The sequence below is a fragment of the Pseudomonas sp. HMSC067G02 genome (assembly GCF_001813485.1).
Lineage (GTDB): Bacteria > Pseudomonadota > Gammaproteobacteria > Pseudomonadales > Pseudomonadaceae > Pseudomonas > Pseudomonas aeruginosa.
Window position 1 is genome coordinate 1 of sequence record NZ_KV812730.1, and the last position, 19,676, is coordinate 19,676.

Sequence of the window (19,676 nt, forward strand, 5' to 3'; positions counted from 1 at the left end):
GCGCCTCGAACAGGTCGGTCGCGTAGGTCAGCGCGGCGTACAGGCGGCCGCCCTTCTCGTAGGTATCCAGGCTCAGGTCGAACTGGGTGGTACGGCTCTTCCAGTCGAGCTGGCCGAAGCTCAGGCCGGCCACGCTGTCCAGCGCCTCGATGTCGGCCACCAACGGCTGGTGGTTGTACATCACCTGGAACAGCGGGCTGTGGCTCAGGCTGCGCTCGACCTTGAACGCCTCGACCAGGCGCTCGAACGGCAGATCCTGATGGGCCTGGGCGCCAAGCACGGTGTCCTTGAGCCCGGCCAGCAGGGTCGCCACCGACGTGCGGCCGTCGAATACCGAGCGCAGCACCTGGGTGTTGACGAACAGGCCGATCAGCCCTTCCACCTCGGCGCGGTTGCGGTTGGCGATGGGGACGCCGACCCGTAGGTCGGTCTGCCCGCTATAGCGTTGCAGGAGGATATTGAAGCCGCCGAGCAACAGCATGAACAGGGTCAGCCCCTGGCGTCGGGCGGTGCCGCGCAGGGCCTCGGCCAGGGCCGGCTCGATGCTGAACTCGTAACGGCTGCCACGGTAGCTGGGAACCACCGGACGCGGGTGGTCGGTCGGCAACTCCAGGACCGGATGCCGCTCGCCGAGCTTGCCGCGCCAGTACTCCAGCTGGCGCTCCTGCTCGCCGGCCTCCAGCCAGCTGCGCTGCCACAGGGCGTAATCGGCGTACTGGATCGGCAAGGCCGGCAGGCCGGGCTCCGCGCCAGTCGCATAGGCACTGTAGAAACGACTGAATTCTTCGATCAGCACGTTCATCGACCAGCCGTCGGACACGATGTGATGCAGGGTCAACAGCAGCACATGCCGCTCCTCGCCCAGGCGGATCAGGCGGACCCGCAGCAACGGCCCCTCGCACAGGTCGAACGGCTGCAACGACTCGCGCTGCGCCTCCTCGCGCAGGCGGGCTTCCTGCTCGGCCTCGGGCAGGCCGCTGCAATCCTCGAAGGCAACCTCCAGCGGGCGTTGCAGGGGCGCCTGCGCCAGGCTGTCGTCGGCGCCGCGCGGGAACACCGTGCGCAGGGTTTCGTGACGCTGCACCAGGCTGGCGAAGGCGCGCTCCAGCGCCTGGCGGTCCAGCGGCCCGTTCAGGCGCACCGCGCTGGGCAGGTTGTAGGCGCCACTCTGTGGCTCCAGGTGCCAGAGGAACCACATGCGCTGCTGGGCGTAGGACAGGCGGTCGCGCTCGGCCGAAGACACGCCGGCCGGAATCGGGAACAGCGAGAAATCGATTCCCTCCCCTCGCAGGGTTTCGAGGAAGACCCGACGCTTCTCAACGGGTAGTTCGATAAAGCGGCGGGCGAGCTTGAGGGAATCTTCTGCGTTCATCGGTCTTCTTCCGTGCACATGGGCAACGAGCGCGGGGCTCGGTCATTCATGTGAAACGGACGACACATCGTGAAAATTAACCGGACAGCGACTTCCGGTCGCACCTTGGCCGATCGGTTTTTTTGCATAGCCATCAGGCGTTTACGGAAGCCCTCGGACAAGCCGCCGGCACCAGGCTGAAAGCAACTGCGAAACATTTGCTTTCATCTTCCCCTTCAGGTTCTACCGGCCTCATTCGTCCTATATGGATGAACGGGGCGCATCCAGTCCCCGCAACCCATGGTCGGTGCCCACGACCCCTAACCTACCGTTAGCCTCATGTCGAAAAAGTCCCGCTCCAGACTCTGGTTCCTCGTCCACAGCTGGCTGGCCCTGCCCATCTGGTTCTTCGTCCTGATCGTCTGCGTCACCGGCACCCTGGCGGTGGTCAGCCAGGAGATCGTCTGGCTGGCCAACCCTGACGTCCGGGCCAGCAAGCCCTACGAAGATGCCGAGCCGCTCAGCTTCAGCCAGGTCCTGAAGGCGATCAACGAAGCCCAACCGGACCTCCTGGTCGAATCCATCCAGCGCCCCGACGAAGAGCATTTCGCCCTTACTGCCGAGGTCAGCTATCCCGGCGGCAGCGAGGCGACCCTGTACATCAACCCCTACACCGGCGCCATCCAGGGCGAAAGCCCCTCCTTCGACTTTCGTCAGTTCACCCGTGCCCTGCACGGATGGTGGCTGGTTCCGTTCAACAACGGCTACAGCTGGGGCTGGTACATGGTCTCGCTGCTCGGCCTCCCCATGCTGGCATCGCTCATCACCGGGCTGGTGGTCTATAAACGATTCTGGAAGGGCTTTCTCAAACCCAGATTACGCATCAACCAGGGCGCCCGGATCTTCTGGGGCGACTTCCATCGCCTGAGCGGCATCTGGTCGATCTGGTTCATCGCCCTGATTTCCATCACCGGCACCTGGTTCCTGATCCAGGCCATCCTTGCCGACAACCACGTCACCCTGACCAACGACGGCATCCCTCCGGTCATCGCACGCGCCGACGTGCCCCGCGCCGCACCCGGTCAGAAGGTTCCATACATCGAGCTGGACGAGGCGGTGCGGCTCGTCACCGGGCGTATCCCCAGCCTGGAGGCCAGCGCGGTGTTCCTGCCCGGCAACGCCTACAGCCCGATGTTCGTGGCCGGACGCGGCTGGTATCCGCTCATGTTCCAGTCGGCCGCGCTGAACCCTTATACCGGCAAGATCGAAACCACCCGCCTGCTCAGCGACCGTACCCCCCTGCAGTTCGTCACCGAATCCATGCGTCCCCTGCACACCGGCGATTTCGGCGGTATCTGGGTCAAGCTGATCTGGTTCGTCTTCGGCCTGCTGCTGAGCATGATGGTGCTCAGCGGCCTGCTGATCTGGAGCAAGCGCACCGCACAGGCCACCGCCGCGCTGGTCAAGCGCGGCAAGCGCCCGGCGCGCCAGCCGAAACCGGCCAAGCCGGCGCCGGTAATGGCCAACCAGACCGCGGAGGGACAGCCATGAGCAAGGCCGCCGTTGCCCAGCCCGTTTCGCCGCTGCGCCAGTTCTGGCTGCGCTGGCGTTTCCACCTGAACGTTCTGCTGATCCTGATCCCGCTCGGTTTCATGCCGCGTTATTTCGCCGACATGGCGTTGTTCTCTGGCAGCAGCGGACTGGGTGAACGCGAGATCGGCGAAGTCCAGGTAGGCCCCTGGAGTCTCAAGCTCGCCGAATGGCGTATCGAACCGCCGCACGACGAAGGCCCCGCCGGCTTCATGAAGGACTTCAATGCCGCCCTCTGCCAGGCCTGCATTCCCCAGGTCAAGGCGACCTACCTGCGCATCGGCAAGCCGCGCAGCCTGCGTGCCGCCGGGGTGATCTTCTTCGGCAGCCCCTACCGCATGGGCACCAGCGTGCCGATCCCGCCGCGCACCCGGCCCGATGCCGAGCTGTGGATCACCATGGAAGGTTGGGACGGCTCCATGCACCAGGCTTCCATTCCCCTGGCCGAGGCATCCCCCGCCACCGTGGCCTGGCTGAACAAACGAGGTAAGCAATGAGCATCCACACCCGCCCCTGGCGCCTGCCCCTGGCCGCCCTGTTGCTCGGCCTGAGCGGCGCGGCCCTGGCGCACAACCCGATCTGCGAATGCGAGGAAGTGCAGGCCGGCGAGATCCGCTGCAAGGGCGGCTTCTCCGACGGCAGCGGCGCCCCCGGCGTAACCCTCGACGTGATCGGCTACGACGAGCAGATCCTGGTTCCCGGCAAGCTCGGCGCCGACTCGACCCTGACCTTCAAGCGTCCCGACGGCGAGTTCTACGTGCTGTTCGACGCCGGCCCCGGCCACGTGGTGGAAATCGACCACGCCGACATCGCCGCGCCATGAGCGTCGAAACCGTCCGCCCGGCCGGCGCCGGCCACGAGACCCTCTACGTACTGCTCGGCAGCGTGCTGATCCTGGCCCTCGCCGCCACGGTGGTCGGGCTGCGCCAGCAGTCCCATGAAGCGCAAGCCCTGGACGCCCACCAGGTGGACGCCCGGCTCGACCTGAATGCCGCCGAACAGGGCATCTATGCCGACCTGCAGGTCGCCGCCGAAGACATCCAGGCGCGCCTGGACGACGGCGAAGCCGCGCCCTCCGTCGACGAACTGGCCGCCGAGGGCTTCCCGCCCTTCGTCGCCGACGTCGCCGCGAGCAGCCGCGGCGAGCACCGCTGGAGCCACGGCGAAACCGCCGGGCGTCCGAGCTACCTGGGCGTCAGCGGCAAGCCCGAGGTGGCCGGCTCGTTCCTCCTGCTGCTCGGCCCCGCCGAAGTCTGGCTGAAGCCCGCCGCGGCCGCTGCCGGCGCCGTACCGGGCGACGCCCGCGCCCTGGCCGACGCCGGCTGGCGCCAGGTGGTCAGCCGCTTCGACGCCGGCGTGACCCGTCAGCACCGCCATTGATCGCACATCGACTCCACAGAAGGCGTTTTTCCATGCTGTTCTCCCGTCGCTCATCCCGTCCGCGCGGCCTCGCCGCCCTCCTCCCGGGCCGCGCCCTGCTGGCCGCCCTGCTGCTGGCCCTGCTCGCCCCGCCGGCCCAGGCCGAAGACGGCAAGCGCCTGCGCATCGGCATCACCCTGCATCCCTACTACAGCTACGTGAGCAACATCGTCGGCGACAAGGCCGAGGTGGTGCCGCTGATCCCCGCCGGTTTCAACCCGCATGCCTACGAGCCGCGCGCCGAGGACATCAAGCGCATCGGCACGCTCGACGTGGTGGTGCTCAACGGCGTCGGCCACGACGATTTCGCCGAGCGCATGATCGCCTCCAGCGAAAAGCCCGGCATCCCGGTGATCGAGGCGAACGCCAAGGTGCCGCTGCTGGCCGCCACCGGCATGGCCGCGCGCGGCGCCGGCAAGGTGGTCAACCCGCACACCTTCCTGTCCATCAGCGCCTCGATCACCCAGGTCAACACCATCGCCCGCGAACTGGGCAAGCTCGACCCGGCCAACGCCAAGGCCTACACCCGCAACGCCCGGGCCTACGCCAAGCGCCTGCGGGCCCTGCGCGCCGACGCCCTGGCGCGGCTGAACAAGGCCCCGGCCGCCGACTTCCGCGTCGCCACCATCCACGGCGCCTACGACTACCTGCTGCGCGAATTCGGCCTGGAAGTCACCGCCGTGGTCGAGCCGGCCCACGGCATCGAGCCGAGTCCGAGCCAGTTGAAGAAGACCATCGACCAGCTCAAGGCGCTGGACGTGAAGGTGATCTTCTCCGAGATCGACTTCCCCTCCACCTACGTCGAGACCATCCAGCGCGAGTCCGGGGTGAAGCTCTATTCGCTGTCGCATATTTCCTATGGCGACTACAGCGCCGGCAAGTACGAGGAAGAAATGGCGCGCAACCTCGACACCGTGGTCCGCGCCATCCAGGAGTCCGGCGCATGACCGTGGCCGAACGGCTTTGCGCCACGCCTTGCGGGCCGGCCATCGAGTTCGCCGGGATCGACCTGAGCCTCGGCGGCAGCCGCATCCTCGATGGCGTGCGCCTGCGCGTCGAGGCCGGCAGCGTGCACGCGCTGGTCGGGCCGAACGGCGGCGGCAAGAGTTCGCTGGTCAAGACCCTGCTCGGGCAGATGCCGCATCGCGGCGAGCTGCGCCTGGAGTGGTCCGGCGCGCCCGGCTGCATCGGCTACGTGCCGCAGGCGCTGGAGTTCGACCGCGGCCTGCCGCTCACCGTCGACGATTTCATGGCCGCCATGTGCCAGCGCCGTCCGGCCTTCCTCGGCCTGTCGCGCAGCCGGCGCCCGGCGATCGACGCGGCCCTGGAACGGGTCGGCATGCTGGCCAAGCGCGGTCGGCGCATGGGCGCCCTCTCCGGCGGCGAGCGCCAGCGCGTGCTGCTGGCCCAGGGCCTGGTACCGCCGCCGCAACTGCTGGTGCTGGACGAACCGATGTCGGCCCTCGACGAGGGCGGCATCCAGGTCTTCGAGCGGCTGCTGCTGGACTGGCGCCAGGCCGGCGTCACCGTGCTCTGGATCGAGCACGACCTGGAGGCCGTCGGCCGCCTCGCCGACCGGGTCAGCGGTCTCAACCGCCACCTGCTGTTCGACGGTCCGGCGGCCAGCAGCCTGACCCCGGAACGCCTGCTCACGCTGTTCTCCACCCAGCCCCGGAAGAACGCGGAGGCCAGCCGATGAACGACGCCTACGAACAACTGCGCCAGGCCGTCCAGGCCTGGGCCGCCACCGGCTACCTGCCGGAGACCCTGGCCTACGGCTTCGTCGTCAACGCGCTCCTCGCCGGCCTGCTGATCGGCCCGGTGCTCGGCGGCCTCGGCACCCTGGTGGTGGTCAAGCGCTTCGCCTTCTTCTCCGAGGCGGTCGGCCACGCCGCGCTCACCGGCGTGGCCATCGGCATCCTCCTCGGCGAGCCCTACACCGGGCCCTACGGCAGCCTGTTCGGCTACTGCCTGCTGTTCGGCGTCCTGCTCAACTACCTGCGCAACCGCACCGGCCTGGCCCCGGACACCCTGATCGGGGTGTTCCTCTCGGTGTCCCTGGCGCTCGGCGCCAGCCTGCTGCTGGTGCTGGCGGGCAAGATCAACGTGCATATCCTCGAGAACGTGCTGTTCGGCTCGGTGCTGACCGTGAACGGCCATGACCTCGCGGTGCTGGCGGCGGTCGCCGTGCTGGTGCCGTGCCTGGCCCTGCCGCTGTACAACCGCATCATGCTGGCCAGCTTCAACCCGCAACTGGCGGCGGTGCGCGGGGTCGCGGTGAAGAGCCTGGACTACCTGTTCGTGGCCCTGGTGACCCTGGTCACCGTCGCCGCGGTGAAAGTGATCGGCGCGATCCTGGTCGGAGCCCTGCTGGTGATCCCGGCGGCGGCGGCGCGCCTGGTCAGCCAGTCGCTGAAAGGGTTCTTCTGGCTGGCGGTGCTGATCGCCACCGTCAGCACGCTGGCCGGTATCCTGTTGCCGATCATGTTCGACCTGCCGATTCCCTCCGGCGCCGCGATCATCCTGGTCGCCGGCCTGGCCTTCGGCCTCGCCGCCATCGCTCGCGGCTGCCTGCCGCACCTGAAAGGAACCCCCGGATGAACCTGAAACCCCATTGCCTCGCCCTGGCCCTGGCTTGCGCCGGACTCGCCGGCCCGCTCCCGGCCCTCGCCGCGACGCCGGCCGCGGCCCAGTCCGCGCCAGTCACGGTACTGGCCAGCCTGCCGGTCACCCACGCCCTCGCCGAACGCCTGCTGCGGGACACCGAGGTCAAGCTGCAACGGGTCGCCCCGGCCAACCTGCCGGCCAGCCGCCAGGCCTCGTTCTTCGCCGGGCGCGGCGCCGGCGGCCTGGCCAAGGCCGCCGGGCAGGCCGACGCGGTGATCGACCTGCGCTCGATCTGGAGCGACGACCCGCTCTACCCGCTGGCCCGCCGTAGCAATATCCGTATCGTCGAGATCGACGCCGCGCGTCCGGTGGACGGCGCCCTGCCCGGCATCGCCCTGCGCCCCGGCAGCGACCTGCATGCCTACCCCTGGCTCAACCCGACCAACCTGGGGCGCATGGCCGATGTCCTCGCCAGCGACCTGGAACGCCTGGCGCCCGGCGCCGCAGCGACCATCCAGGCCAACCTGGCGACGCTGAAGAAGCAATTGCTGGAAGCGACCGCCAGCAACGAGACTCGCCTGGCGAAGGCCGACAACCTCAGCGTGATCAGCCTCTCCGAACGCCTCGGCTACCTGCTCGCCGGGCTCAACCTGGACCCGCTGGACGTGGAGATCCAGGCCGACGACGGCTGGACCGAGACCAATATCCAGGCTTTCGCCGAGGAGCTGAAGAGCGAGGACATCGCCCTTGTCCTGCACCATCGCCAGCCACCCAAGCCCCTCGCCGATGCCATCGCCGCCAGCGGCGCACGCCTGGTAGTGGTGGACACCGAGGCGGCGGACCCGGTGGCCGGCCTGGAAAGCGACATGAAAGCGATAGTCGAAGGGCTGCTGGCCGGTAAAGGCTGAGCCGCGCCTCGTAACGAAAAAGGCCGGGGAGCGCTGCTCCCCGGCCTTTTTTTCGTCGACATCGGACCCGCCGCAGGGCCTATGGCGCCCTCGCGGGCATCAGCAGATCGCCGCCGACTCCACCACCAACGCCGCGGCGCCCTGCCCCGCGCGCCAGGCCTCGACCTGGCGCTCGACGACCGCCAGCACCTCGGCCTCGCGCTGATGGATGAAGAAGTGCCCGCCGTCGAACAGCTCCAGTCCGAAACCGCTGCGGGTTTCCTCGGCCCAGGCCAGCAACTGTTCCTCGCTGGCCTTGTCCTCCCTGCCGCCAAGCGTTCGGATCGGACAGGCCAGCGGCGGGCGCCGCTGGTGACGATAGCTGCCGCAGAGCAGGAAATCGGCGCGCAGGATCGGCAGGGTCAGGCTCATCAGCTCGCGGTTGCCCAGCACCTCTTCCGGCGTACCTTGCAGGTCGCGCAGGTCGGCGATCAGCTCGGCGTCGCTCTTCGGTTCGGCGAAACCGCGGTCATACTCGGCGCGTCGCGACGGCGCCGCGGTGCCGCAGGCGAAGAACCCCAGCGGCGTCGGGCAACCCAGTTCGCGCAAGGCATACAGCACCTCGCAGGCGAGCAAGGCGCCGAGGCTGTGCCCGAGCATCGCGTAGGGGCCCTGGCGGACCTCGTCGTGCAGCTCGCGCGCCAGTTGCTGCGCCAGGCTCGCCAGGTCGGTCTGCAACGGCTCGGCCATCCGCGCCCCGCGCCCCGGCAACTCCACCGGACGCACCGCCAGCCAGGCCGGCAGCTTGCGCCGCCAGCGGCTGTAGGTCATGGCGCTGGCGCCGGAATACGGCAGGCAGAACAGCCGTACGGGCGTACCGCCCACTCAGCCGGCCGCCTTGTCCATGTGCTGGCGCAGGCTCAGCGGGCGCATGTCGGTCCAGACTTCCTCGATGTAGGCCAGGCAGTCCTTCTTCAGGCCGCTCTTGCCGGCCGCCCGCCAGCCCTGGGGAATCTCCTTGTATTCCGGCCAGATGGAATACTGCTCCTCATGGTTGACCACTACCTGGAACTGGATGTCGTCACGGTCGAACACTGAAGTCATTGCTTGCTCCTGATGGGATCGAACGGCCGCGCGCAGCACGGCCCTTGCGTTGGATAACGAAAAGCCCGGCGGGAAAATTAGCCGGCCAGCGCCGCGCCGAGGGCGCGGGCGAAACGCCGGGCCACCTCGTCGATCTGTTCGGCGCCGATGATCAGCGGCGGCAGGAAGCGCACCACGCTGCCGTGGCGGCCGCCCAGTTCGAGGATCAGGCCGCGCCTCAGGCACTCGCGCTGGACCCGCGAGGCCAGGGCGCCGTCGGTCGGCGGATGACCGAGGGCATCCGCCTCGCCCTGCGGGTCGACGATCTCGACCCCGAGCATCAGCCCCCGACCGCGGATATCGCCCAGTTGCGGATAGTCGCGCTGGAGGATGCGCAGGTGCTCGGCCAGGCGCTCGCCCATGGCCGCCGCGTGGGCCGCCAGGTCGTGTTCCTTCAGGTAGCGCATCACCGCCGAGCCGGCGGCCATGGCCATCTGGTTGCCGCGGAAGGTGCCGGCGTGGGCGCCGGGCTGCCATTTGTCCAGCCATTCGCGGTAGACCACCACCGCCAGCGGCAGGCTGCCGCCGATGGCCTTGGACAGCACCACCACGTCGGGGACGATGCCGGCGTGCTCGAAGGCGAACATCCTGCCGGTACGGGCGAAGCCGCTCTGGATCTCGTCGACGATCAGCGCCACCCCGGCCTGCTCGGTGATCCGCCGCAAGCCGCGCAGCCAGTCGAGATCGGCCGGGACCACGCCGCCCTCGCCCTGGACCACCTCGACGATCACCGCCGCCGGCAACTGCACGCCGCCTTCCGGATCGTTCAGCAGGTTCTCCAGGTAGTGCAGGTTCGCCTTGACCCCCGCCTCGCCGCCGAGACCGAACGGGCAACGGTAATCGTAGGGATACGGCAGGAACTGCACGCCCGTGCTGAGCACCGCGCCCAGCGGCTTCTTCGGTCCGAGATTGCCCATCAGCCCCAGCGCGCCCTGGCTCATGCCGTGGTAGCCGCCCTGGAACGACAGGATGGTGCTGCGCCCGGTGGCGGTGCGTACCAGTTTCAGCGCGGCTTCCACCGCGTCGGTGCCGGTCGGGCCGCAGAACTGGATCTTCGCCTCGGCGGCCAGCGCCGGCGGCAGCAGGCCGAACAGGTCCTGGACGAACTGGTCCTTCACCGGGGTGGTCAGGTCGAGGGTGTGCAGCGGCAGCTCGTCGGCCAGAACCTGGCGGATCGCCTCGATCACCACTGGATGGTTGTGCCCCAGCGCCAGGGTGCCGGCGCCGGCCAGGCAATCGATGAAGGTACGCCCCTCGACGTCCTCCACCAGCAGCCCCCTGGCCTTCTTCAGCGCCAGCGGAATCCGCCGCGGATAGCTGCGCGCGTTGGACTCCTGGCGGCTTTGCCGTTCCAGCAAGGGCGACTGGGAGAACTCGTAGAGCGTTTCGCCCTCCGCCGGGGTGGCGCGGAGCGGCTGGTCTTCGATGACGCTGGTGGCGACGTGCATGTCTTCAACCCTCAAGGCGTGGTGGTGTTCCACTGGCAACCGGCGATCCGGCCGCCAGGGGCGGCATTCGCGGATCGGATGCACAGGAGACGCAGGAGGGACGCACGGATTTACTGCGCCGGACCGCAGCACCGTGCCCGGACCGCCAGCTCCGGCCCGGACACCGTCGAGCGGGCCGCTAGTCGGCGCCCGCGGCGCTCACCCGCCAGATCGCGTTGCCGACGTCGTCGGCGATCAGCAACGCGCCGTCGGCCGCCTGCGCCAACCCCACCGGCGCGCCGAACAACTGCTTCTCGTCCGCGGAGACGAACCCGGTCACCACCGGCTGCGGCGCACCGGCGGGCTTGCCGTCGGCGAACGGCACATGGACCACCTGGAAGCCGCTGACCGGCGAGCGGTTCCAACTGCCGTGCTCGCTGACGAAGGCGCCGTTGCGATAGCGCTCGGGCAACTCGTTGCCGGTGTAGAAGAACAGGCCCAGCGCGGCCACGTGGGAACCCAGCGCGTAGTCGGGGACGATGGCCTTCGCCACCAGGTCGGGACGCTGCGGCTTCACCCGCGAATCCAGGTGCTGGCCGAAGTAGCTGTAGGGCCAGCCGTAGAAGCCGCCCTCCCGTACCGAGGTCAGGTAGTCCGGGACCAGGTCGTTGCCGATCTCGTCGCGCTCGTTGACGATGGTCCACAGCTTGCCGGAGACCGGTTCCCACTGCAGGCCGGTCGGGTTGCGCAGGCCGGAGGCGTAGATGCGGCTGCCGCGGCTGGCGACGTCCACTTCGAGAATCGCCGCGCGACGGTATTCGATCGCCGCGCCGTTCTCGGTGATGTTGCTGTTCGAACCGACGCCCACGTAGAGCTTGCGCCCGTCGGGACTGGCGAGCAGCGCCTTGGTCCAGTGGTGGTTGATGGTGTCCGGCAGGTCGGTGAACTCCATCCCCGGGTCGGCGACCCGGGTTTCACCCGGCACGTAGCGGTAGCGCATGATATTCCCGGTATTGGCGACATACAGGTAATCCCCCACCCGCTGCACGCCGAACGGCGAGTCCAGCCCTTCCAGGAACACGTACTTCTGCCACTGGCCTCCGGCGCCGGCGCGGCGCAGCAGGGTGATGCGGTTGCCGCCCTTGCCGGCCTTGCCGGACTTCCCCTTGACCATCCCCGCGATGAGTTGCTTCGGCGTGGTCACCGGCGCGGTGCCGGGCGAGTTGGCCTCCACCACCAGCACATCGCCGTTGGGCAAGACCAGCAACTGGCGAGGGTGTTGCAGGCCATCGGCGATCTTCTCGATCTTCAGGCCCTGGGCCACCGTCGGCTTGGCCTCTCCCGACCAGCCCACGCCTTCCGGTACCTTCATCGGCGGCAGGAGGAAGTGCTTCGGTTCCGGAAGCGCCGGATTGGCGCCGGTCTGCTGCTGCGGATCGTTCTGCGACCCCTGGTTGCAGCCGGCCAGGACCAGGCCGAGGGCAAGCGCGACGGGGCGCAGCGAGTGGAGGCTAGCCATGCGCCACCTCCTCCGCGGATACCGCCAGGAGCGCCTCTCCCAGCGCCAGCAGCAGCACCGTCGCGATCGACAGCCATAGCCCGGCCGGCATCACCGCATAGGCGTCGCGGCTGTGCACGAAGGCATTGAAGATGGCCAGGACGATGCCGGCGAACTTCAGCAAGGAGGAAACCCTGGCCGCCGCGACGACCGCCGCGCGCCGCAGCAGCCATACGCGGCACAGGTCGACGATGCAGGGCAGGATGGCGAACAGCAGGCCGAGACTGATCAGCCAGGCCGCGCTCTTGCCCCACATCACCTCCGCCGTGGCGAAATAGGTGGCGTCGAAGACCAGGGCGGCGACGAAGAAACCGAAGGGAACCGGGTTGAGGACGTTGTAGAAGGCGTCCAGCGGTCTGAAGCGTAGTGCGGTGGCCATTGCGAAACACTCCTCTCGGGAAACGCAGGCTTCCCGACGTGAAGGGACGGGCAGGAGATTCGAACCGCCGAGGCCCTGCGCAAGGCGCGGGCAGCGGGGAACGGCACGGCGAAACGGCGACTGGGGGGCTCGCGCCCCTTCTGCGACGGACCTGCGCGAAGCGCTGGAGTTCATCTGCAAGGACCTGTCGGAAGCGATAGGTACGCTGGCGATCCTTCCGATGGAACTTCGTGCGCCGCGACTCACCGAAACAGGGGTAGCGCCCTTCCCGGCCCTCCCGCCGGGTTGCCGCGCCGCCCCAGGCACACCCCGCCGGCGACCGATCCGCGCCCGGCGTTTGCCGAAGAGGAGACAGCCGATGCCTGATCGAACCGCTCTGCCCCGCGCCATGCTCGCAGCCTGGGTCCTGCTCCTGCTGGCGGCCTGCAGCCAGGGCCCGGCGCCTACCCCGCCCGCGTCCTGGGGTTGGCAGGACGCCAGCGGCGAACGCGCGATCGCCCCCGACGAAGCCTATCCCGAGCTGTTCCAGGCGGTGCAGGAAAGCCGGCTGTTCAGCGACCAGAAGCACTTCGTCGATGCGCTCCCGCTGCGCGAGCCTGCACGGATCCGCGCCGACTACCTGCGCGAGAGGGAGCGGCCCGGCTTCGACCTGCGCGCCTTCGTCGGCCGCAACTTCGAGGAGTCCGGCAGCGTCGAGACCGCCCCGCCGGAAGCGGGCGCCGATCTCGCCAGCCACATCAGCGACCTGTGGCCGGCGTTGACCCGCCACTACGAGCAGGTGCCGGCCCACAGCAGCCTGCTGCCGCTGCCGAAACCCTACGTGGTCCCCGGCGGACGCTTCCGCGAGGTGTACTACTGGGACTCCTACTTCACCATGCTCGGCCTTGCGGAGAGCGGGCAGCACCAGCGGGTGCGCGACATGCTCGACAACTTCGCCTACCTGATCGATACCTACGGGCACATTCCCAACGGTAACCGCAGCTACTACCTGAGCCGTTCGCAGCCGCCGTTCTTCGCCTACATGGTGGACCTCCAGGCAAGACGCGAAGGCGACGCCGCCTACCGGCGCTACCTGCCGCAGCTACAGAAGGAATACGCCTACTGGATGGAAGGCTCCGCCGGGCTGCGCCCCAACGAGGCGCGCCTGCACGTGGTGAAACTGGCCGACGGAAGCCTGCTGAACCGCTACTGGGACAACCGTGACACACCGCGCCAGGAGTCCTTCCTGGAGGACCGGGCGACCGCCGCGCGCGCCCCGCAGCGCCCCGCGGGCGAGGTCTATCGCGACCTGCGGGCCGGCGCGGAAAGCGGCTGGGACTTCTCCTCCCGCTGGCTGGACGACGACCGCGAGCTGGCCAGCATCCGCACCACCGCCATCGTCCCGGTGGACCTCAACGCCCTGCTCTACCATCTCGAACGAACCATCGCCAAGGCCTGCGCCAGCAGCGCGCTGAAGGCCTGCGAGCAAGGCTACGGCGCCCGCGCGGAGAAGCGACGACAGGCCATCGAAGATCACCTCTGGCACCCGGCGGGCTACTACGCCGACTACGACTGGCAACGCCGGCGGCCCATCGAGCGGATCAACGCCGCCAGCCTCTTCCCGCTATTCACCGGGCTGGCCTCCGCCGAACGCGCCGGTCGTACCGCCGACAGCGTCGCCGCCCAACTGCTGCGCCCGGGCGGACTGGCCACCACCACCCGTGCCAGCGGCCAGCAATGGGACGAGCCGAACGGCTGGGCACCCTTGCAGTGGGTCGCCGTACAGGGCCTGCGCGCCTACGGCCGGGACGCCCTGGCGGAAGACATCGGCCGGCGATTCCTCGCCCAGGTGCAGCAGGTCTACGACCGCGAAGGAAAACTGGTGGAGAAATACGACATCAGCGGCAACCAGGGCGGCGGCGGCGGTGGCGAGTACCCGCTGCAGGACGGCTTCGGCTGGTCCAACGGCGTGACCCTGCAACTGCTCCGACTCTACGGCCCGGGCGCCGGTCGCTGAGCCTCAGCCCGGCGCCGGGTACTGGCGCTGCGCGGCGTCGGCGAAGCCTGCGGCGAGAAAGTCGATCAGCGCGCGGACCGAAGGCAACAGCCCGCGCCGCGAAGGGAACATTGCCACCACCATGCCTTCCACCGGCGTCCACTCCGGCAGCACCCGCACCAGCCGGCGCTCGGCCAGGTCGCGACTGACCACGCAGAGCGGCAGGCCGCCGATCCCGACGCCCTCCAGCACCGCCTGGCGCAAGGTGCCGAGGTCGTCGCTGAGCAGTTGCGGGCGCAGGTTGAGGGCCGCGCTGCTGCCATCCGCGCCGACCAGCCGCAGGCTGCCGTCCAGGCGCGAACGCTCCCAGCCGACGTAGGGCATCGCCGACAGGTCGGCCGGCAGCTCCGGCGGGCGGTAGCGGGCCAGCAGCTCCGGGCTGGCCACCAGCACCTGCGGACTGCGTACCAGCACCTTCATCACCAGGTCGCTGTCCTCCAGCGGCGGGAAACGCAGCGACAGCGAGATGTCGTAGCCTTCGGCGATCACGTCGACCCGGCGATTGAAGGTCTTCACGTACAGCTCGACGTTCGGATACTGCGCCATGAAGCGCGCCAGCATCGGCGCCAGTTCGAAGTGCAGCAGCGGCGTCGAGCAGGTCAGGCGGACCATTCCGCACGGCTCCGAGCGGTTCTGTTCGATGACGTCCTCGGCAGCCTCCGCTTCCACCGTCATCGCCACGCAATGACGGTAGTAGGCCTGGCCGATCTCGGTCACCTGGAATTGCCGCGTCGAGCGCTGCACCAGGCGTACGCCCAGGCGCGCCTCGAGCTGCGCGACCTTGCGGCTGATGGTCGACTTGGGAATCCCCAGCACCCGCCCGGCGGGGGCGAAGCCACCGTGCTCGACCACCTTGGCATAGATGAAAAGCGCGTTCAGATCGAACACCAGCTCACCACTCATCGTTCCACCTGCGAGACTCTGAGACTTGATTTGCGGACTACCGGTTCCCACTCCCGGGAACTAGCGTATCGCTCCATCGACTCAATCGAGGAGCACCGACGTGAAAAAGGTCCTGGGAATCTACGGCAACGCCAACCGCCACTGGGTGGGCGACGGATTCCCCGTTCGTTCGCTCTTTTCCTACAACACACTGGGCCAGCATATCAGCCCGTTCCTCTTGCTGGACTACGCCGGGCCTGCTGATTTCCCCCCCGCACAGCAGCGCCGCGGCGTAGGCCAGCATCCTCATCGCGGCTTCGAGACGGTGACCATCGTCTACCAGGGCGAGGTCGAGCACCACGACTCCACCGGCGCCGGCGGACGCATCGGGCCGGGGGATGTGCAGTGGATGACGGCGGCCTCCGGGATCCTCCACGAGGAGTACCACTCGGAACGCTTCCGTAGCACAGGTGGAACGCTGGAAATGGTCCAGCTATGGGTCAACCTGCCCTCCAGCGACAAGATGAACCCGCCGCGCTACCAGACCCTGCTGGATGCCGACATTCCCCGCGTCGGCCTGCCCGACAGGGCCGGCGAACTGCGGGTGATCGCCGGACGCTACGGCCGCCACCAGGGGCCGGCGCTGACCCACTCGCCGCTGGCGGTCTGGGACGTGCAGCTGAAGGCCGGCAAGCACCTCGCCCTCGACCTGCCCAAGGGACATACCTGCGCCGTGGTGGTCCTGCGCGGCACCCTCGCGGTCGGCGACGAGATCGTTCGCGAAGCCCAGGTCGCCCTGCTCGACCGCGACGACCCGCGGCTGGAACTGGAAGCCAACAACGACGTGCAGTTGCTGGTGCTCAGCGGCGAGCCGCTGGACGAGCCGATCATTGGCTATGGCCCCTTCGTGATGAGCAGCCGCGAGGAAATCGACCAGGCCATCGAGGACTTCGAGAACGGGCGCTTCATCCGCGCCCACTGAAGTCCGCCCCCCTACGACATGGCCCGCGCAGGAAGCGCGGGCCCGGCCGGGCTTTGCCCGAAATTCACGGACGACCACCCTGCAAGAGGAAATGGAAATGAGCGCTCCCGCCAACTTCAACGGCCAGACCCCGAAGATCGATCCGGCCAACGCCGCCATGTTGCTGATCGACCACCAGAGCGGCCTGTTCCAGACGGTCAAGGACATGCCGATGACCGAACTGCGCGCCAACGCCACCACCCTGGCCAAGGTCGCCACCCTGGCGAAGATCCCGGTGATCACCACCGCCTCGGTACCGCAGGGCCCCAACGGCCCGCTGATCCCGGAGATCCACGAGGCCGCGCCGCACGCCCAGTACGTCGCACGCAAGGGTGAGATCAATGCCTGGGACAACCCGGAATTCGTCGCCGCGGTGAAGGCCACCGGCAAGAAGCAACTGATCATCGCCGGCACCATCACCAGCGTGTGCATGGCCTTCCCCAGCATCGCCGCGGTACACGACGGCTATCAGGTGTTCGCGGTGATCGACGCCTCCGGCACCTACTCCAAGATGGCCCAGGAAATCACCCTGGCACGGGTGGTCCAGGCCGGCGTGGTGCCGATGGACACCGCCGCGGTCTGCTCGGAAATCCAGCGCACCTGGAACCGCGACGACGCCGTGCAGTTCGCCGAGGCCTACAGCGCGGTCTTCCCGCACTACCAACTGCTGATCGAGAGCTACGCCAAGGCCCAGGCCGTGGTCAACAACCACGAGCAACTGGATTCGCAGCGCAAGTGATCCATGGGAAGGAAGGGGCTGCACGCCCCTTCTTTTGCCGAGCGGGAGCCTGGTGGACAGCAACGACTACGGACCGGACCCATGCCTGATTCCTCCACGAAGCGCGGGGCTACGCTCTGCCTTGCCCTTGCCATAGGTCCGGGCTCGACCCTCGCCGACGACTCCCTGGGCCATCGCGACAACATCAGCACCGGCCTGAACCAGCGGCAGAAAGCCGAAATGAAGGTGCCGCCGGGCTTCGTCGAAGGCTCGACGCTGAACGGTTTCCTCCGCAACTACTATTTCGCCCGCGACAACCACGACACCCCGTCCCGCCGCGACCAGCGCGAATGGGCCCAGGGCCTGATGCTGTCGTTCCGCTCCGGCTATACCGACACGCCGATAGGCATCGGCCTGGATGCGCACGCCTTCTACGGCCTGCGCCTGGACGGCGGTGGCGGCAGCGGCGGCGCCGGCGTGTTGCCGCTGGACTCCGCCGGTCGCCCCGCCGACAGCTTCTCCGCCGCCGGCGCGGCCCTCAAGCTGCGCGGCCTGGACAGCCTGCTGAAGATCGGCGACCAGTTGCTGGAGAACCCGGTGATCGCCAGCGGCGTCAGTCGCATGGTGCCGCAGAGCTACCGTGGCGTGACCCTGAAGAACTACCATTTCCGCGCGTTCGAACTGGACGCCGGCTTCGTCGAAGCCACCCGCCTACGCAACCAGAGCGGCCACAGTCATCTCACCAGCGGCTACGGCAACGGCACCAAGGGCGGTATCGCCGCCGATCGCGAAAGCCCGCACATCGCCTGGCTGGGCGCCAGCTACAGCGCCCCCGGCGGCAGCCAGGCGACGCTCTACAGCGGCCGCCTGGAGGACATCTGGAACCAGCACTACCTCGGCCTCAGCCAGCCGTGGCGGCTTTCCAGCCAATTGACCCTGACGCCCTGGCTGCATTACTACAAGACCCGCGACCAGGGCCGCAGCCAGCTCGGCCGGATCGACAACGACCTCTACAACGTCGGCCTGACCCTGGCCGGCGGCGGCCAGTCGCTGAGCCTCAGCCTGCAAAAGGTCGATGGCGACACCCCGTTCGACTTCATCGCGCAGAACGACCGGACCTTCCTCTACGAAAGCAACGCCATGCAGTACGCCGACTTCAACGGCCCCGGCGAGCGCTCGTGGAAGATCCAGTACCAGGCCAGCCTGGCCTTCCTCGCCGCCCCGGACTGGCAGTTCGGCGCCGCCTACGGCCGTGGCCAGGCCGACCTGACCCGGGTCGACCCGGACAGCGCGGGCTACGGCTACCTCTACAACCCCAATGGCAAGAACGCCCAGCACTGGGAACGCGACCTGTCGCTGCGCTACGCCTTCCCCGCCGGCCCGGCCAAGGGCCTCAGCGTGACCCTGCGCTGGGCCACCCACCGCCCCGGCGAAGGCTACACCGCCCCCGGCAACACCCGCGGCAACTCCAGCTCCGACGAATACCGGGTGGTGGTCGACTACCCGATCAGGTTGCTCTGAACCCACGGAACCAGAAAAAAGAGAAACTCCCTCATGCGTGCAGCCCTGCTACCCACCTTCGGCGCCCTCTCCGCCGCACTCTGCCTGGAGGCCCGCGCCGACGCCGTCGCGCTGCCGCCGCTGGCGCTCGGCAACGCCAGCTTCATGGACGGCGTCAGCCGTCCCGGCATGCTCTTCGAACTGCCCCTGCAATACGTTCGGGCGAACAACGCCAGCGACGCCGGCGGGCATTCGGTTCCCGGTCGGCAACGGGTTCGTGGCACCACGCTGTTGCCGCACTTCGCCTACCTCAGCCAGAACACCCTGCTCGGCGCCCACTACGGCGCCGAAGTGCTGCTGCCGCTGGTACGCCTGGACCTCGATATCGACGGCGGCCCGGACGGCCGGCGCACCCGCCAGGGCGACCTGATCGTCAGTCCGCTGATGCTGCAATGGGGCCCCGCTACACTGTTCGGCCGCCCCTACTGGCAGCGCCTGAACTTCGTCTTCTCCCTGCCCACCGGCGACTACGACAAGGACGCCGCGATCAACACCGGCAGCAACACCTGGATCTTCAACCCGCACTACGCCTTCACCTGGGAACTGGGCGAGCGCCTGGAACTCAGCGGCCGCCTGCACTACGCCTGGATCAGCCGCAACGACGACCCCTCGCCGCGCCTGGGCGCAAACGACGTACAGCCGGGCCAGGCGCTGCACGCGAACTTCTCGATCTCCTACGCGCTGGACCCGCACTGGCGGATCGGCCTGGCCGGCTACCAGTTGAAACAGATCAGCGCCGACCGCATCGACGACCACCGGCAGGCCGACTCGCGCGAGCAGGTCTTCGGCATAGGCCCGGGGGTGATGTACAGCCAGGGCAGGCAAACGCTGTTCGCCAACCTCTACGCCGAAAGCGGCGCGCGCAACCGCAGCGAAGGCAACCAACTGACCCTGCGCTACCTGCTGGCGTTCTGAATCGGCGGATAACGCCCTGGAAACGCCGACACCTCCCCAACTCCGTAGGGCGAATAACCGCTCGCGGTTATCCGCCGCTTATCCGCGACATCGGCGGATAACGCCCATGGCGTTATTTGCCCTACGCACCCCGGAAACGCCGGACAGCGTCCCAACTCCGTAGGGCGAATAACCGCTCGCGGTT

20 protein-coding genes are annotated in these 19,676 nt (G+C 68.4%); 13 read left to right on the top strand and 7 right to left on the bottom strand.

Annotated features, from left to right (window positions below):
• On the bottom strand, positions 1-1,372 hold a 1,372-nt coding region (locus HMPREF2914_RS30740), incomplete at its 3' end, for a condensation domain-containing protein (RefSeq protein WP_070702880.1).
• Between the two features lie 318 nt (positions 1,373-1,690).
• Between HMPREF2914_RS30740 and HMPREF2914_RS30745 the strand changes: the two genes are divergently transcribed.
• The 8 genes from HMPREF2914_RS30745 to HMPREF2914_RS30780 are packed head-to-tail and all read left to right on the top strand — an operon-like array spanning position 1,691 to position 7,875.
• A complete protein-coding gene (locus HMPREF2914_RS30745; protein WP_003106912.1) occupies positions 1,691-2,902 on the top strand; it encodes a PepSY-associated TM helix domain-containing protein in 1,212 nt (403 codons plus the stop codon).
• Positions 2,899-3,438, top strand: coding sequence for a hypothetical protein (locus HMPREF2914_RS30750; protein WP_003111932.1), 540 nt, complete (start codon positions 2,899-2,901; stop codon positions 3,436-3,438). The genes HMPREF2914_RS30745 and HMPREF2914_RS30750 overlap by 4 nt, the downstream gene beginning before the upstream one ends.
• On the top strand, positions 3,435-3,764 hold the full coding sequence (locus tag HMPREF2914_RS30755; protein ID WP_003089624.1) for a hypothetical protein: 330 nt from the start codon (positions 3,435-3,437) through the stop codon (positions 3,762-3,764). Before HMPREF2914_RS30750 ends, HMPREF2914_RS30755 begins: the two co-directional genes overlap by 4 nt.
• The gene (locus HMPREF2914_RS30760) at positions 3,761-4,321 is read left to right on the top strand and encodes a DUF6162 family protein (protein ID WP_003089625.1); all 561 of its coding nucleotides are present in this window, start codon (positions 3,761-3,763) and stop codon (positions 4,319-4,321) included. The genes HMPREF2914_RS30755 and HMPREF2914_RS30760 overlap by 4 nt, the downstream gene beginning before the upstream one ends.
• 32 nt (positions 4,322-4,353) lie before the next feature.
• On the top strand, positions 4,354-5,307 hold the full coding sequence (locus HMPREF2914_RS30765; RefSeq protein WP_003111293.1) for a metal ABC transporter substrate-binding protein: 954 nt from the start codon (positions 4,354-4,356) through the stop codon (positions 5,305-5,307).
• Positions 5,304-6,059, top strand: a complete 756-nt coding sequence (locus HMPREF2914_RS30770) for a metal ABC transporter ATP-binding protein (protein WP_003111291.1) — start codon at positions 5,304-5,306, stop codon at positions 6,057-6,059. Before HMPREF2914_RS30765 ends, HMPREF2914_RS30770 begins: the two co-directional genes overlap by 4 nt.
• On the top strand, positions 6,056-6,961 hold the full coding sequence (locus tag HMPREF2914_RS30775) for a metal ABC transporter permease (protein WP_023091742.1): 906 nt from the start codon (positions 6,056-6,058) through the stop codon (positions 6,959-6,961). The genes HMPREF2914_RS30770 and HMPREF2914_RS30775 overlap by 4 nt, the downstream gene beginning before the upstream one ends.
• Positions 6,958-7,875, top strand: coding sequence for a metal ABC transporter solute-binding protein, Zn/Mn family (locus tag HMPREF2914_RS30780; RefSeq protein ID WP_003120118.1), 918 nt, complete (start codon positions 6,958-6,960; stop codon positions 7,873-7,875). Before HMPREF2914_RS30775 ends, HMPREF2914_RS30780 begins: the two co-directional genes overlap by 4 nt.
• 99 nt (positions 7,876-7,974) lie before the next feature.
• Here the strand turns inward: HMPREF2914_RS30780 and HMPREF2914_RS30785 are convergent, their stop codons facing one another.
• The 5 genes from HMPREF2914_RS30785 to HMPREF2914_RS30805 form a co-directional block, all read right to left on the bottom strand.
• Complete coding sequence (locus tag HMPREF2914_RS30785; protein ID WP_003089632.1) at positions 7,975-8,739, bottom strand: thioesterase II family protein; 765 nt, start codon at positions 8,737-8,739, stop codon at positions 7,975-7,977.
• Positions 8,740-8,958: an MbtH family protein gene (locus HMPREF2914_RS30790; RefSeq protein ID WP_003089636.1), complete on the bottom strand. Its 219-nt coding sequence runs from the start codon at positions 8,956-8,958 to the stop codon at positions 8,740-8,742. It abuts the gene before it with no gap.
• Positions 8,959-9,035: 77 nt separating this feature from the next.
• A complete protein-coding gene (locus HMPREF2914_RS30795; protein ID WP_003089638.1) occupies positions 9,036-10,445 on the bottom strand; it encodes an aspartate aminotransferase family protein in 1,410 nt (469 codons plus the stop codon).
• Between the two features lie 178 nt (positions 10,446-10,623).
• A complete protein-coding gene (locus tag HMPREF2914_RS30800; RefSeq protein WP_023091741.1) occupies positions 10,624-11,943 on the bottom strand; it encodes a PQQ-dependent sugar dehydrogenase in 1,320 nt (439 codons plus the stop codon).
• Positions 11,936-12,361 (bottom strand): DUF2231 domain-containing protein, encoded by a 426-nt coding sequence (locus HMPREF2914_RS30805; protein WP_003113060.1) that lies wholly within the window; start codon positions 12,359-12,361, stop codon positions 11,936-11,938. The genes HMPREF2914_RS30800 and HMPREF2914_RS30805 overlap by 8 nt, the downstream gene beginning before the upstream one ends.
• 358 nt (positions 12,362-12,719) lie before the next feature.
• Between HMPREF2914_RS30805 and treA the strand changes: the two genes are divergently transcribed.
• Entirely contained in the window at positions 12,720-14,357 is a 1,638-nt protein-coding gene (gene treA, locus HMPREF2914_RS30810; protein WP_003089644.1) for an alpha,alpha-trehalase TreA, read from the top strand.
• A 3-nt stretch (positions 14,358-14,360) separates the two neighbouring features.
• Here the strand turns inward: treA and HMPREF2914_RS30815 are convergent, their stop codons facing one another.
• Complete coding sequence (locus HMPREF2914_RS30815) at positions 14,361-15,299, bottom strand: LysR substrate-binding domain-containing protein (RefSeq protein ID WP_023091740.1); 939 nt, start codon at positions 15,297-15,299, stop codon at positions 14,361-14,363.
• A 100-nt stretch (positions 15,300-15,399) separates the two neighbouring features.
• Here HMPREF2914_RS30815 and HMPREF2914_RS30820 point away from each other — a divergent pair, with 100 nt between their 5' ends.
• The 4 genes from HMPREF2914_RS30820 to HMPREF2914_RS30835 all read left to right on the top strand — a co-directional run bounded on the left by HMPREF2914_RS30820 (position 15,400) and on the right by HMPREF2914_RS30835 (position 19,492).
• The gene (locus HMPREF2914_RS30820; RefSeq protein ID WP_003089646.1) at positions 15,400-16,260 is read left to right on the top strand and encodes a pirin family protein; all 861 of its coding nucleotides are present in this window, start codon (positions 15,400-15,402) and stop codon (positions 16,258-16,260) included.
• Positions 16,261-16,357: 97 nt separating this feature from the next.
• Positions 16,358-17,038, top strand: a complete 681-nt coding sequence (locus HMPREF2914_RS30825) for a hydrolase (RefSeq protein ID WP_003111283.1) — start codon at positions 16,358-16,360, stop codon at positions 17,036-17,038.
• Between the two features lie 81 nt (positions 17,039-17,119).
• Positions 17,120-18,538, top strand: coding sequence for an OprD family porin (locus HMPREF2914_RS30830; RefSeq protein WP_023091739.1), 1,419 nt, complete (start codon positions 17,120-17,122; stop codon positions 18,536-18,538).
• A 33-nt stretch (positions 18,539-18,571) separates the two neighbouring features.
• Positions 18,572-19,492 (top strand): SphA family protein, encoded by a 921-nt coding sequence (locus HMPREF2914_RS30835; RefSeq protein WP_003089649.1) that lies wholly within the window; start codon positions 18,572-18,574, stop codon positions 19,490-19,492.
• Positions 19,493-19,676: the final 184 nt, after the last annotated feature.

Coding starts and splice junctions, on each gene's coding strand:
- HMPREF2914_RS30795 (WP_003089638.1), bottom strand. CDS start 10,445: ATGCACGTCGCCACCAGCGTCATCGAAGACCAGCCGCTCCGCGCCACC.
- HMPREF2914_RS30830 (WP_023091739.1), top strand. CDS start 17,120: ATGCCTGATTCCTCCACGAAGCGCGGGGCTACGCTCTGCCTTGCCCTT.
- HMPREF2914_RS30800 (WP_023091741.1), bottom strand. CDS start 11,943: ATGGCTAGCCTCCACTCGCTGCGCCCCGTCGCGCTTGCCCTCGGCCTG.
- HMPREF2914_RS30775 (WP_023091742.1), top strand. CDS start 6,056: ATGAACGACGCCTACGAACAACTGCGCCAGGCCGTCCAGGCCTGGGCC.
- HMPREF2914_RS30760 (WP_003089625.1), top strand. CDS start 3,761: ATGAGCGTCGAAACCGTCCGCCCGGCCGGCGCCGGCCACGAGACCCTC.
- HMPREF2914_RS30790 (WP_003089636.1), bottom strand. CDS start 8,958: ATGACTTCAGTGTTCGACCGTGACGACATCCAGTTCCAGGTAGTGGTC.
- HMPREF2914_RS30770 (WP_003111291.1), top strand. CDS start 5,304: ATGACCGTGGCCGAACGGCTTTGCGCCACGCCTTGCGGGCCGGCCATC.
- HMPREF2914_RS30780 (WP_003120118.1), top strand. CDS start 6,958: ATGAACCTGAAACCCCATTGCCTCGCCCTGGCCCTGGCTTGCGCCGGA.
- HMPREF2914_RS30765 (WP_003111293.1), top strand. CDS start 4,354: ATGCTGTTCTCCCGTCGCTCATCCCGTCCGCGCGGCCTCGCCGCCCTC.
- HMPREF2914_RS30835 (WP_003089649.1), top strand. CDS start 18,572: ATGCGTGCAGCCCTGCTACCCACCTTCGGCGCCCTCTCCGCCGCACTC.
- treA (WP_003089644.1), top strand. CDS start 12,720: ATGCCTGATCGAACCGCTCTGCCCCGCGCCATGCTCGCAGCCTGGGTC.
- HMPREF2914_RS30755 (WP_003089624.1), top strand. CDS start 3,435: ATGAGCATCCACACCCGCCCCTGGCGCCTGCCCCTGGCCGCCCTGTTG.
- HMPREF2914_RS30745 (WP_003106912.1), top strand. CDS start 1,691: ATGTCGAAAAAGTCCCGCTCCAGACTCTGGTTCCTCGTCCACAGCTGG.
- HMPREF2914_RS30815 (WP_023091740.1), bottom strand. CDS start 15,299: ATGAGTGGTGAGCTGGTGTTCGATCTGAACGCGCTTTTCATCTATGCC.
- HMPREF2914_RS30805 (WP_003113060.1), bottom strand. CDS start 12,361: ATGGCCACCGCACTACGCTTCAGACCGCTGGACGCCTTCTACAACGTC.
- HMPREF2914_RS30750 (WP_003111932.1), top strand. CDS start 2,899: ATGAGCAAGGCCGCCGTTGCCCAGCCCGTTTCGCCGCTGCGCCAGTTC.
- HMPREF2914_RS30825 (WP_003111283.1), top strand. CDS start 16,358: ATGAGCGCTCCCGCCAACTTCAACGGCCAGACCCCGAAGATCGATCCG.